The organism is Viridibacillus sp. FSL R5-0888 (assembly GCF_038009105.1).
Lineage (GTDB): Bacteria > Bacillota > Bacilli > Bacillales_A > Planococcaceae > Viridibacillus > Viridibacillus arenosi.
The window spans coordinates 236,826-249,479 of sequence record NZ_JBBPAU010000001.1 but is presented as its reverse complement, the minus strand read 5'-3'; the positions used below and the strand labels follow the sequence as shown (position 1 = coordinate 249,479).

At 36.2% G+C, this 12,654-nt stretch carries 12 protein-coding genes and 1 other annotated feature; of the genes, 3 read left to right on the top strand and 9 right to left on the bottom strand.

All coding sequences use genetic code 11. From position 1 onward, the window contains the following. Positions 1–24 precede the first annotated feature (24 nt). Together MKY02_RS01300 and MKY02_RS01295 are read right to left on the bottom strand one after the other, a co-directional pair. On the bottom strand, positions 25–492 hold the full coding sequence (locus tag MKY02_RS01300) for a hypothetical protein (RefSeq protein WP_038186292.1): 468 nt from the start codon (positions 490–492) through the stop codon (positions 25–27). A gap of 46 nt (positions 493–538) precedes the next feature. After that, a complete protein-coding gene (locus tag MKY02_RS01295; RefSeq protein ID WP_038186294.1) occupies positions 539–1,078 on the bottom strand; it encodes a histidine phosphatase family protein in 540 nt (179 codons plus the stop codon). 81 nt (positions 1,079–1,159) lie between these two features. Beyond that, positions 1,160–1,359: a binding site (T-box leader), on the top strand. 40 nt (positions 1,360–1,399) lie between these two features. Between MKY02_RS01295 and proS the strand changes: the two genes are divergently transcribed. Continuing rightward, a complete protein-coding gene (gene proS, locus MKY02_RS01290) occupies positions 1,400–2,830 on the top strand; it encodes a proline--tRNA ligase (protein WP_038186296.1) in 1,431 nt (476 codons plus the stop codon). 447 nt (positions 2,831–3,277) lie between these two features. Here proS and MKY02_RS01285 read toward each other — a convergent pair whose 3' ends face one another. Together MKY02_RS01285 and MKY02_RS01280 are read right to left on the bottom strand one after the other, a co-directional pair. After that, on the bottom strand, positions 3,278–3,898 hold the full coding sequence (locus tag MKY02_RS01285; RefSeq protein ID WP_076034759.1) for an NUDIX hydrolase: 621 nt from the start codon (positions 3,896–3,898) through the stop codon (positions 3,278–3,280). A 9-nt stretch (positions 3,899–3,907) separates the two neighbouring features. After that, the gene (locus tag MKY02_RS01280; protein WP_076034758.1) at positions 3,908–4,987 is read right to left on the bottom strand and encodes an AI-2E family transporter; all 1,080 of its coding nucleotides are present in this window, start codon (positions 4,985–4,987) and stop codon (positions 3,908–3,910) included. A gap of 208 nt (positions 4,988–5,195) precedes the next feature. Here MKY02_RS01280 and MKY02_RS01275 point away from each other — a divergent pair, with 208 nt between their 5' ends. Next, a complete protein-coding gene (locus MKY02_RS01275) occupies positions 5,196–7,046 on the top strand; it encodes an LTA synthase family protein (RefSeq protein ID WP_246832127.1) in 1,851 nt (616 codons plus the stop codon). 233 nt (positions 7,047–7,279) lie between these two features. Here MKY02_RS01275 and MKY02_RS01270 read toward each other — a convergent pair whose 3' ends face one another. Continuing rightward, positions 7,280–8,977, bottom strand: coding sequence for a M3 family oligoendopeptidase (locus MKY02_RS01270; protein ID WP_038186301.1), 1,698 nt, complete (start codon positions 8,975–8,977; stop codon positions 7,280–7,282). Between the two features lie 211 nt (positions 8,978–9,188). On the opposite strand from MKY02_RS01270, the gene MKY02_RS01265 reads away from it, so the two are divergent. Then, complete coding sequence (locus MKY02_RS01265) at positions 9,189–10,226, top strand: YecA family protein (RefSeq protein WP_038186305.1); 1,038 nt, start codon at positions 9,189–9,191, stop codon at positions 10,224–10,226. A gap of 35 nt (positions 10,227–10,261) precedes the next feature. On the opposite strand, the gene MKY02_RS01260 is transcribed toward MKY02_RS01265, so the two are convergent. The 4 genes from MKY02_RS01260 to MKY02_RS01245 all read right to left on the bottom strand — a co-directional run bounded on the left by MKY02_RS01260 (position 10,262) and on the right by MKY02_RS01245 (position 12,520). After that, complete coding sequence (locus tag MKY02_RS01260) at positions 10,262–10,675, bottom strand: NUDIX hydrolase (protein WP_076034787.1); 414 nt, start codon at positions 10,673–10,675, stop codon at positions 10,262–10,264. Positions 10,676–10,699: 24 nt separating this feature from the next. Beyond that, entirely contained in the window at positions 10,700–11,260 is a 561-nt protein-coding gene (locus MKY02_RS01255; RefSeq protein WP_179078266.1) for a YdcF family protein, read from the bottom strand. A gap of 97 nt (positions 11,261–11,357) precedes the next feature. Further along, the gene (locus tag MKY02_RS01250; protein ID WP_038186309.1) at positions 11,358–11,792 is read right to left on the bottom strand and encodes a GNAT family N-acetyltransferase; all 435 of its coding nucleotides are present in this window, start codon (positions 11,790–11,792) and stop codon (positions 11,358–11,360) included. A gap of 14 nt (positions 11,793–11,806) precedes the next feature. Further along, a complete protein-coding gene (locus MKY02_RS01245; protein ID WP_038186311.1) occupies positions 11,807–12,520 on the bottom strand; it encodes an AAA family ATPase in 714 nt (237 codons plus the stop codon). Positions 12,521–12,654 lie beyond the last annotated feature (134 nt).

Below are 12,654 nucleotides of genomic sequence, written 5' to 3'. Positions count from 1 at the left end.
CGCCAATAAACGATATTGTTATCATCATTTTTTAGACGGCTTAAAGCCTTCAGAATATAAATAGTTTTCCGCATCATCACGAGTTCCGAAGCTTTCTTCTAAATTGAAGCCATGATAAACATTCCAAAAAGGATCTTCTTCTACTAAAAGAAGTTGGTCATCATTACGGTTACGCCAGCTTTGCTCAATTCTCACTTCAGGAACTACTTCATCAATTTCAGATAAGTACGTAAGGGAATCTTCGATAATTTCACGTAGCTCTTGCTCAGAGAAATCACGAATATTTACTAAACCACGATCGTCTGATTTATAACGTAGTAAATCTCCTACGTAAACAAAACCGTTACCGTTTGGGTGTAATTTTTCTACCACAATTTTTTTCTCATATTGGCTACCATCAAAGTGATAATTTAATCGTTTCATCGAAATTTCTTTACGAGTTAATTGAGGGAAACTTTCGATGATCGCTTGTTTTTGTTCAAATGTTAACATAATTTACTCCTTTTTCGTTTGCATTCAACCTTTAGTATAGCATTTTTTACATATCAATTCGCTTTATATCAACATCTTGTCCATCTTTCGTCAATAAAAATACATCAGGATTTCTCATAGTTTTCCATCCTGTAAAACCAAATTTCGAATTGTATTTTGTAATGAGTAATGATAATAGATTGCCATGCGAAACAATTGCAGTATCAGCAATAGATGATTCGAGTAATTCTTTGATTAACTGTTCAATTCGTACAACTGCTTCTTTGCTTGATTCTCCACCTATGTACCTTAAGTTTTCATCGAGAAAAGTTTGTTCCAACTTTTCTAACCAATCATCAAAATTTTGTGTACTTAAAACACGTTCAGCTAGTCTTTCATCCTGTTCAACTTCTATTTTCATTTTCTTGGAAAATGGTTCTATCGTTTGGATTGCTCTTGTAAATGGACTAGAAATAACTCTCTTTATATCGTATTGTTGTAATCTCTCTGCTAATTGTTTAGCCTGCTCAATACCCTCACTTGTAAGAGTGGCCTCTTTTTCTTGACCATAAGCCTTACAATGACGAATAATGTAAATTTTTTTCATTAACAACTCCCCTATCTTTTGAATAATATTATATAGTATTGACATACTATTTAGACAATACTATAATCACAAACAACAATAATTGAAACTAAGACAAGGATTAGTAAAGAATGACCTGTTTTTATAGAGAGAGAATTGATTGGTGGAAGATTCTCATTAACAGCTTCTTGAACCTACCTTCGAGTTCGTCATTGAAAAATGGCGCGGCGACAGTCGTTAACATGTTTGAGAGTAAAGCTTCGCTTTAAATAAGGGTGGTACCGCCGTAATGGGTCCCTTATTTAAGGCGGGGCTTTTTATTTTAAAGAAGGGGTGTTTATAATGGCAAAACAATTTGTAAAAGACGTAACAGCAATGGATGAGGATTTTGCTCAATGGTATACAGACGTTGTAACAAAAGCTGATTTAATCGATTATTCAAGTGTTCGTGGTTCAATGATTATACGTCCTTATGGCTATGCATTGTGGGACAATATCAAAAATGAACTCGATACAAAACTGAAAGAAACAGGTCATGAAAATGTTTATATGCCTTTATTCATACCTGAATCACTTTTACAAAAAGAAAAAGATCACGTAAAAGGATTTGCACCCGAAGTGGCATGGGTTACGCATGGTGGGGATGAAAAACTACAAGAGCGCTTAGTTGTACGTCCAACTTCAGAAACACTATTCTGCGAACACTATGCTAATATTATTCATTCTTATCGTGATCTACCAAAGCTATATAACCAATGGGCTAATGTTGTACGCTGGGAAAAAACGACACGTCCATTCTTGCGTACACTTGAGTTTTTATGGCAAGAGGGACACACTGCTCACGCTACTCAAGAAGAAGCTCAAGAGGAAACATTACGTATGTTAAATGTGTATGCTCAAATTTGTGAAGAGTACTTAGCTATCCCTGTATTAAAAGGGCAAAAAACTGAGAAGGAAAAATTTGCAGGCGCTGAATCCACTTACACAATCGAAACGCTAATGCATGACGGGAAAGCATTACAATCAGGAACATCACATAATTTCGGAGATGGTTTTGCACGTGCATTTGATATTAAATATCTTGATAAAGAAGGTAAACAACAATTTGTTCATCAAACATCTTGGGGTTTCACAACACGTATAATAGGAGCACTTATTATGGTTCATGGTGATGATCGTGGTCTAGTCGTTCCTCCACGTATTGCACCGACCCAAGTAATGATTGTACCAATTGCTCAACATAAAGAAGGCGTCCTGGATTTTGCTTATGATTTAAAAGAACGTCTTGGAAAAGTGGCACGAGTTAATATTGATGCTAGTGATAAAAAACCAGGTTGGAAATTCAATGAGTATGAAATGAAGGGTATTCCAGTACGCCTTGAAGTAGGGCCAAAGGACATCGAAAATAATCAAGTGGTTCTAGCCCGTCGTGACTCAGGGGAAAAAATTATCGTTCCACTTAATGAACTAGAAGTAAAATTACCTGCAATGTTAGAGGAAATTCAAAATGATTTATACAATAAAGCACTAAATCACCGCGAAGAAAATACATTTACCGTTCAAACATTTGATGCATTCAAAGCACAACTTGAAGAAAGACAAGGATTTATCAAGGCTATGTGGTGTGGTGACCAAGCGTGTGAAGATAAAATAAAAGAAGAAACAGGTGCAACTTCCCGATGTATGCCATTCGAACAAGAACATATCTCAGAAACATGTATCTGTTGCAGCAAACCAGCAGAAAAAATGGTCGTATGGGCAAAGGCATATTAAATGCTGATGGCGCTTGACCAGACTCGACAGGCGTTGGAGGGCTCGAACACAAGGCGCTTTTTGTCTTGTGCCGAGAGACCGAAACGACCCGAGAGTCTAGCGCCTGAAGCTGGATATACTAAATGCTGAAGCGGCCTGTCAAGACTCGACAAGCACTGTAACTTTCGAATCGAAAACATCTTTACAGTTTTCGACCGAGAAAGTGAAAGTGACCTCGAGAGTCTGGCCGCTGAAGCTGAATATCTTTCTTAAATGCTGAAGCGGCCCGTATAAATGAAGATAGCCTAAAACTGCCACGTCCTGTGGCAACGGCTATCTGACCTACATCCTGTCGGCCCTCGACAAGCACTGGAAGGCTCGAACCAAAGGCACTCTTTGACATTAAGTGTCCGGCCGAAACGTCTCTCAACAAAACAAGAAGCACGTTGCATTTGCAACGTGCTTCTCTTATAAAACTTCCGTTAGCTTTGATAAAACATTATCCATGTAGGATGCATTATGCTCAACAAAATCAGCGTGTATAGCATTTTTTACAAGAGGTATCTTCTTTCCATCTTCGATGATTTCAAACCCCTCGACATATAAAGTTTTACGCTTACCTGAGTAGAAATCCTGCACTGTACCAAGCTCTGCTCTAACAATACCAGCAACTTCTTCCTCTTGTAATTGAAATCCTTCAAAGTCTGCGTTACTAAATACATAGTACACATGGGCAAATTCTAGATCGATCATTGGTGGTTGTTGGATACGCGTTTCAAATACCCCAATCTTTTTCATATCATCAACCGTAAGTGGCAAACCCAGCTCCTCTTGTAATTCACGAAAGCCGTCCTGAGCTCGCTCATTCGCTAGTAAATGTCCAGCGGCCGTTATGTCAAACTGACTTGCATAATCCTTCTTACAAGCACTTCTAAGCTGAAAATAAAGATAATACTTATCTTCTATCTTACTAACAAGCCAGCAATGAAAAGTCTCATGCCAAAAGCCTTTCGCGTGTACCTCTTCTCTAGTTGCCTCACCAATAGGTTCATGTTCATCATTAAATATTCTTAATAATTCACTGTCCATATTTGGCACCTAAACATTCTTTGTTGCAGCTGAACGTATTTCTTTACGATGTTCATAAACATTTTTTACAATTACTTTCCCAACGGCATAAGCAGGGACACCAAGTAAAATACCTAGGAATCCTGCAATATTACCTGCAGCTAAAATGATTGTAATAACAGTTAGTGGATGAATATCTAATGATTTACCCATAACATTCGGTGTAATTAAATTACTATCAATCTGTTGCGCTACTAATGTTACAACACATACCCAAATGGCTAACTTCGGCTCTTGTAAAAACCCGATAATTAGAGCTGGGACAAATGCAATCCATGGCCCAATAAACGGAATGACATTCATGAAAAAGGCAAAAACAACTAATAACAATGCGTAATCTAATCCAATTATTAAATAACCGATATACATCATAATAGCTAATAATAGACTAATTAGTAGTTGTCCCTGAATATAAGAACGCAGCACATCATCAATATCCGACAGTGTTTTCTTTATCCATTCACGACGGTTCCCAGAAAACAGTTTATACATTGAAGGTGCAAATTTCTCGTGATCCTTTAACATAAAGATAAAGAAGAAAGGCACCAATATTAAGATAAATGCCCACGACACAATCGTTTGTATTAGTTGCACTAAAAATACACTCGTCATAACTGCGTATTTTTGAATAGAGTTTGCCATCTTATCTATGAATTCATTTACTTGAGATGGAAAACTTCCACGATTATCTTGGATATAATCAGCCATATCTGTTATTTCACTTGCTAAGTAAGGTGTGCTCTTTATTAAATGACTCAACTGTTCTGCAATAGAAGGACCAATCCACGAAACAAAGCCCCCAAGTGCTCCTACTAATGCAATAATAATGGTCAAAATACTTGCCCATCGCGGAAATTTACGTTTCTCTAAAAAACGCTGAATAGGCTCTGTTATGTAGTATAAAATTCCGCCTAGTAAAAGTGGAGTGAAAATTGCACTTGCAATAATAACCACTGGATAAAACAAATGTTTTATTTCCAAAAAATACTTAACTATTAATAAAGCGAGTAATATACCGACACCTGTTTGAAACCATAACTTTTTCGTCACAAACTTCACTTCCTTATAGCCTAAATAGGCCCATTTTATCATTAAGTATACGATATTTTATGTTGGAAAAGAAATCAAACAGTAATAACAAAAAATATTATAATACAAATATTCTAAAAAAATTAAGTAATTCCAGTGACATTAGTTGATTTTCCAGTTGGGTGTTGTTACGTTATTTAGTAGAACTTTACATAAAGGTGATGGTGTAATGAAAAGCAAATTGGCTCATATGGGCAAGAAATATTTACTACATCCGTATACTCTCATTCTAATCGTATTACTTGTGAAGATAATCGCATTTCGTACGGTGATTTTCCACAACCGCTCGGTTACGCAAATTGTGTTACTAGAGTACCCCATGTGGGCTTTGGCACTTACTCTTGTCGTAGTGTTATTTAAAAAGCGTACATGGCTTGCTGTATGGATTTTCAATACCATTTTATCTGCATTATTTATCGTCATATTGTATTACACTCGATATTTTTCAACATTACCTTCATATTATGACGTCAAACAAATTTATCAATCTCATTCAGTCGGTGGAACCGTTGCCTTACTTGGAACCCCTTATGACTACCTGTTTTTCTTAGATATTGTTTTGTTGCTGCCCCTAATTCGTTATTTCACAAAAGAACGCCAACTTTCCTACACAGACGTAAGAAAAGGGCTATTTACCTTCACTTGTATCGGTATCGTAACGACAGCACTTGCATTTAGACAGCCTCTTATCGATGTATCTTATTTCGCCAAAGAAAACGGTTACTTACAATCCCAAATCGTTCAATTGTATGCGCGAAGCTTTGGTGTAGCGCTTGCTACTCAAGAAAAGCTAAGTGATGCCGATCTTGAAAGGCTAAAGGGCAATGACTATGTCCCATTTAACAAACACAAAACATTTGGTGTAGCTAAAAACCGAAACGTCTTTGTAATTCAAGTAGAATCATTACAAAACTTTGTTATTAACCGTGATATTAATGGCCAAGAAATTACACCAAATCTAAATAAGATACTGAAGGATAGTGCATATTTCAATAATGTTTACCAACAAATCGGTGCAGGTAACACTTCAGATGCTGAATGGATTATGCATACAGGGCTTTATCCTGAAGGTATGGATCCTACTGTCAATTCACTAAAGGATTCGGAGGTTGCTTCCTTGCCTCGGATGCTAAGTACAGAAGGTTACGGTACAGCTACATTTCATGCTGATGATATATCGTATTGGAATCGAAATAAGCTTTATCCTGCTCTAGGCTTTGACCACACCTATACTTCAGATGATATTCCCGAGCAGCAAATTATCGGCTTTGGTCCTGCAGATGAAGTAACATTTCGTTTTGCTGAATCGCAAATACAAAGTTTGTTACGACAATTCAATCAAGTTTACGCCAATATCATTACACTAACTAGCCATACGCCATTTAAAATGCCTGATGACTACAAATATCTAGAATTACCAACGAAATTCAACGACACATATGTTGGAGACTATTTACAATCAGTTCGTTATACAGATAGGCAAATTGGACAGTTTGTTGCTAATCTTAAGCGTTTAGGATTGTACGACAATTCCGTTATTCTCATTTATGGTGATCATTCTGGTTTACATGGAAAACCTGTAACAGAAGAAGACCAAGTGCTATTGGAAGATTTACTTGGCCATCCTTACAATTTGAATGATCGATTCATAGTACCTGTACTATTTACGGCACCGGGAATTTTTGACAATGAGCAAATTACACATCTTGGTGGACAAACAGATTTAATGCCTACACTTTTAAATTTACTTGGCATTGAACCTACTTCACAGCTCATAGGACACAACTTATTCCAATATGAACATAACCTACTCGGCATGCGCTATTACTTGCCTGGGGGCTCTTATATAAGCGATCACACGATGTATATCGCACCAAGTGCTCAACACCCAGCCTCATTGTTAACGCGAGAAACAATGAAAAGGGCAAAACTTACAAACCGATCACAAAAAAACATCAATAATACACTATCAATACTGCAATACTCCGATCAACTTCGTCGAGAACAAATCGGACAATAAGTAAAAAAAGCCTTATTGAAAACTTAAATTCAATAAGGCTTTTTTTATGCATAAATAATTTCCCTACGTTACAAATGGTCTTCTTCTGTTTTTTATTATTGAAACTAAATATTAATGCAAAAAAACTCGTCCTTATTAATCATTTGAATAATTAATAAGGACGAGAGATATATTTGTGTATTCACTCTGATTTGCTTCTAAAAGCACTCCGTAAACAGTTTTCTAAATACCTTTTACAATTTGTCATCCTCAACTGAATTTAGATATTCTTCAATCGAATCAATAACAGATTCAACACAACCCTCTTCAAATGGTGATACTAGATTCGCTTCCGCTACAAGATTAGTGAAAGATTGTGAACCTCCTAATTGGCAAAGGTGGATATAATCTGCCCATGCTTCCTCGTGATTTTCTCTTGAACGTTTCCAAAATTGGAATGCACAGATCTGCGCTAACGTGTAATCAATATAATAGAACGGGCTAGCATAAATATGAGCTTGACGTTGCCAGAAACCACCTTGCTCTACATATTCAATACCATCATAGTCACGATGTGGTAAATAAATTCCCTCTATTTTTTTCCAAGCAGCTTTTCGTTCTGCTGGTGTCATTTCAGGGTTTTCATAAACAACGTGTTGGAACTCGTCGACAGCGACACCATATGGTAAGAATAATAATGCACCACTAAGGTGAGCAAATTTGTATTTCTCTGTATCCTCTTTAAAGAATAGTTCCATCCAAGGCCATGTGAAAAATTCCATACTCATAGAATGGATTTCACAAGACTCAAAAGTTGGCCAAATATATTCCGGGATACCAATATTACGACTCGTATATACTTGGAAAGCATGGCCTGCTTCATGTGTTAACACATCAATATCACCAGAAGTACCATTAAAGTTTGAGAAAATGAACGGTGATTCGTAATCATCGATAAATGTACAATAACCGCCCCCCTCTTTTCCTTTCTTCGCTACTAAATCCATCAAATCATTGTCGATCATGAAATTGAAGAATTCAGCAGTTTCTGGGGATAACTCTTCATACATTTTTTTACCGTTTTCCACAATCCATTCAGGTGTTCCTTTTGGTGTTGCGTTACCTGTTAAGAAATTTAATCCTTCGTCTTGGTATTTTAATTTATCTACACCAATGCGTTTCGCTTGGCGTTCATATAATTTATTTGCAACTGGAACAATATAATCTCTTACTTGATCACGGAATTTTTTTACCATTTCAGCGTTATAATCAATACGATTCATTTGAATATAACCTAGTTCAACAAAGTTTTTATAACCTAATTTCACTGCCATTTCATGACGTACTTTAACAAGCTGATCATATATCTCATCAAATTTCACTTCATTTTCCTTAAAGAAACCAAAGCTTGCTTCTTTTGCTTTTTTACGAGTTTCAGCGTTTGTCGATTCTCCATAAGGGCCTAATTGCGCAAGCGTTAATACTTCACCATTAAAATCAATTTGAGCTGAAGCTACTAATTTAGAATACTCCGATGTTAGTTTGTTCTCTTTTTGCATCAATGAGATGAGCTCAGGTGAGAACGATTTAATTTGGTATTCTGCTAAATCAAATAATTGCTGTCCCCACTTCTCTTGTAATTCTTGTTTAAACGCTGAAGTTGTTAGAGCTTTATAGTATTCAGTGACTAAATCATCCATCTCGGGGTTGATTTCATCAAAATAGTCTCTCTCTTTTTGATAAAATTCATTATTTGTATCGATAGAAGCACGAATTTCTACTAAAGTAGATTGAGTAGAAAAATTATTACGTAATTCATTAATAGAACTGATAACTGAACTTTGTTCTTCTACTGTTTTAGCAGCTTTAAATTCCTCTAAAAGTTCGTGGAATTTACTTTTAGTAGCAGCTAAATCTGGTTGTTTATATTCATAGTCTTTAAAAGTTGTCATATGTATCCTTCTCTCCTTTATCTTTCGATAGTCGAAACGTTAAACTTATTGTTCAATATTTTCAGAAATATTGCAACTATTATTGTCGTAATTAGTTAAAAAAAATGGTATTTAATTACTTATTTAAAATACTCCGTCTAAAAGACTTATGTTTTAGCTCATTTTGTGCTAACCTATTTTCATGCCTAATTATAAAGTGAGGTGCTTTACATTGATAGGTCGTAACGATCCTTGTCCATGTGGCAGTGGTAAAAAATACAAAAAATGTTGTGGTAAAAATGCAGTAGGAGATATTTCAACACTAGTAAGTGAAGATATCGATCGCGTCGTGGAAGGTTTTGTAAAAGAATCCTTTAATACAGCTGACTATCAAGCATTAGAAAAACGCAATCATCAATGGCAGAACGCATTAAATCATGCATTTGCAGACAGTTTAATAGATACTATTGCTATGGAAACATATATTTATATTGATCGCCCGAATTTGTGGAGAAACTATTTAAATAAACAATTAGCACAACCTATTCGTCCTCAAGTAAAAGATATTTTATCAGCTTGGTTAACACCAGCTTTCTTACTTGCAAAAGTTGAGTCGCAAAATGGCGAATTAATTACTTTAATTGATGAGGTATCTAACAAACGTTATTTGATGACTGGCTCTCCATCTAAGAAATTCAGCGGCAACTGGTTATTCGGAATTTTCATGCCAGATAAGCGTAAAGGTGAAAATGGCTTAACTGCAACAAGTAGCGTTATTTTCATTCCAAATGACAAAGTAAATATTACAAAAGCTTTACGCAACAAGCTTGAAAGTAACATCACTGATTCATTTGAATTGTACAAAACGTTCCTAGAAGCTGTTGCTCCAGAGTTTCAATCAGAAGTGGCAGCTACTGTTGTTGAAGATGTACCTGTAACTAAAGCTGTCGAAAAAGAAAAAACAGTAACGGAAAGTGAGCTATCACCCTTCCAAACTGAAATTCTTGATCTAGTACAGCAATATGTAACTGAGTACAATCTATCTGCAGATACATTCACTGCCTTACTACAACAATATTTAGAACAAAACACAGTTAAAGCTAAAAAAGCCAATACTGTAGCTGCAGGTGCAGTGCTTGCTGGACAGGCTTCTGCTATCATTCCTGAAGGCGGTTTATCGAAAGTCAAAGATGTTGCAGCATACTACGAAGTATCCGCTTCATCTGTGTCAAAATATCGCGACCAAATTAGCGAATTTTTAGCACAATAATAAAAAGGCGATCCAATTATGGATTGCCTTTTTTATTATTTTAATGCTCGAATAAATTCCTGCAACAACGGTGCATCGTCAGAATACGACATCGGTAAAGACGGTAGCTCCTCCCCTTTTTTCCAGGCAATTTCATATATAAAATTGTCGGGATCTGCGATAACTTGCTCTCCACCTATGATTTCCACATGAAAATAATGTACATCAATCTCAATACCTAGGGCTTTAAGTTCGTTTGACTTCGTATAAAGTTCTCTTATCACTTTTACTTCATAACCTGTCTCTTCAAAAAACTCTCGACGACAGCACTCTTCAAACGTTTCATTACCTTCGATACCACCACTAGGTACTGTCCATTTCTTCTCTTCACCTGGTGCTGCTTGAAGTACCATTAATACTTCTCCATTGCCATTTAAACAAACCCCTGCTGCACCTTGCCATTTATAAATACTCACTTAACAACCTCCCATTAACTACTTACCTAGTATATACGATTTTACTAATGCAAAGCGTTCACGGAAACGTACCTTTGCCTCAATAATTTTCGGCGTTTTTGCGGCAACGACATCCACTTTAAGTTTTAATCGATCAGCAAGCATCTTAGCTCTTTCTAAATGATAATCGCTTGAAATGATTGTTAGAGAGCTAATATCCTGATCCAATAACTCTAATGAATAAACAATATTCTCATAAGTAGTTGTTGCCTTTTCCTCTATTATAATTCGATTAGGGCTTAAACCATGCTCTACTAAATATGCTTGCATAACAGATCCCTCCGTTGCATCTTCATCCGGCCCTTGCCCACCCGACACAATTAAGTTGACGTGAGGATATTGCTTTGCATATTGTAACGCAGCATCTAAACGATAAGAAAGAGATTTCGACGGTACGTTCCCCTTCTTCACCTTTGCACCTAACACAAGTGCATACTCATTCGAGCCATCCGCTTTCGGCTCTGTTCCAGCTGATAGCCATCTAGTTGTCACAACCCAAAACGTTAAACCAGCTACGACAACAATGCTTCCTCCAATCATTAGAAGCCTCCTTATTAAACCTTTCAATATATCAACCTCTTCCACTTTTTATTTTTTACCGATAAAGATGATGGAAAAGATTCACAAACGAAAGCCATTATAAATCTTTCTCTAGTATTATTTTATGGGTACCTTTTTTACTTATAAATGTTTCGATTACATTAAAACCATACTTAATATTAAGAACAAGCATCGCTCGACGTTGGTTTCTCCCAATCGTACGAATTATTTTATACCCACTCTCCTGTACTATTTTATGCTGTAGCTCCATTAAGTAAGAAGCAATTCCTTGACCACGGTAATCCGAATGAACCCCACCAAGCCAACTATAAAACTTCCCTTCTCCCATCTCATACCCTAATTTAAAACCAGCTAATCTAGCATTATCTATAGCTACACAGCACAGCAATTGAGGCTTCACCTTCAGCTCACTCACCTCTAGCTCTGCACCTTCAAATACATGCTTATGAAGATCTTGTATGCCTATAAGAATCTCTTTATTAGGAATGCCGTTGAAATATGTATAATTCATTTTTCTCTCTCCTTCTAATCATCAGCAAAAAGCTCATGTAAGATAGCTTGCCGATTATCTAAAAAACGTTTTGTTAAGATATAATGTAATGTTTCCTCATAGCGTACTCCTTGAATAGGCTGACTATCAAAATCATAAATAGTCGCCTCCGGATAACCAAGTAAAATAGGTGAATGTGTTGCAATAATAAACTGTGCTTCACCCTCTAAATCTTTCATAATGCGCATTAATGATAATTGTCTAGCAGGCGATAATGCTGCTTCGGGCTCATCTAATAAGTATATAGCTTTTTTACCAAATCTATTTTTAAAAAGTGAAAGAAACGCTTCTCCATGCGATTGTTGATGTAATGATTTTCCACCGTATGCTTTTAAATGCATAGGATCCGAATCGATATGTGATGCAAACTGATAAAACGTTTCCGCTCGAAGGAAAAAACCATTCATTACTTTTGGTGACCAAGACAACCGTAAATGGTTCCCTAATACAGATTCTGCAGCATGCACCTCATATAAATTGTTGCGACCTCCACCTGCAGTATTAAACTCACATTTATCAGCAATACCCTCTAGTAATGTCGATTTCCCGGAGCCATTTTCACCGACTAAAAACGTTACATTTTGTGTGAATTCTAATGTTTCAAGTACTTGTAATGAAGGAATATTGAACGGATATTCACTTAAATTTTCAGTACCGTCTTTTAATAAAGTTACTTTCTTTAGAAACATGCTATTTTCCTCCTTCTGAACATTTTCATAATTATAATAAAGATACCCTAAGAGCTATCAATGCTCCAAGGGTATTTAAATATTGCCTAAGTATAATAATTAATATCTGCCTTCTTATTGCATTTCCATTGATT

Excerpts from the sequence above, each read along its gene's own strand:
- MKY02_RS01285 (WP_076034759.1), bottom strand. The coding sequence starts at position 3,898 with ATGGACAGTGAATTATTAAGAATATTTAATGATGAACATGAACCTATT.
- MKY02_RS01275 (WP_246832127.1), top strand. The coding sequence starts at position 5,196 with ATGAAAAGCAAATTGGCTCATATGGGCAAGAAATATTTACTACATCCG.
- MKY02_RS01270 (WP_038186301.1), bottom strand. The coding sequence starts at position 8,977 with ATGACAACTTTTAAAGACTATGAATATAAACAACCAGATTTAGCTGCT.
- proS (WP_038186296.1), top strand. The coding sequence starts at position 1,400 with ATGGCAAAACAATTTGTAAAAGACGTAACAGCAATGGATGAGGATTTT.
- MKY02_RS01300 (WP_038186292.1), bottom strand. The coding sequence starts at position 492 with ATGTTAACATTTGAACAAAAACAAGCGATCATCGAAAGTTTCCCTCAA.
- MKY02_RS01255 (WP_179078266.1), bottom strand. The coding sequence starts at position 11,260 with ATGATTGGAGGAAGCATTGTTGTCGTAGCTGGTTTAACGTTTTGGGTT.
- MKY02_RS01245 (WP_038186311.1), bottom strand. The coding sequence starts at position 12,520 with ATGTTTCTAAAGAAAGTAACTTTATTAAAAGACGGTACTGAAAATTTA.
- MKY02_RS01250 (WP_038186309.1), bottom strand. The coding sequence starts at position 11,792 with ATGAATTATACATATTTCAACGGCATTCCTAATAAAGAGATTCTTATA.
- MKY02_RS01295 (WP_038186294.1), bottom strand. The coding sequence starts at position 1,078 with ATGAAAAAAATTTACATTATTCGTCATTGTAAGGCTTATGGTCAAGAA.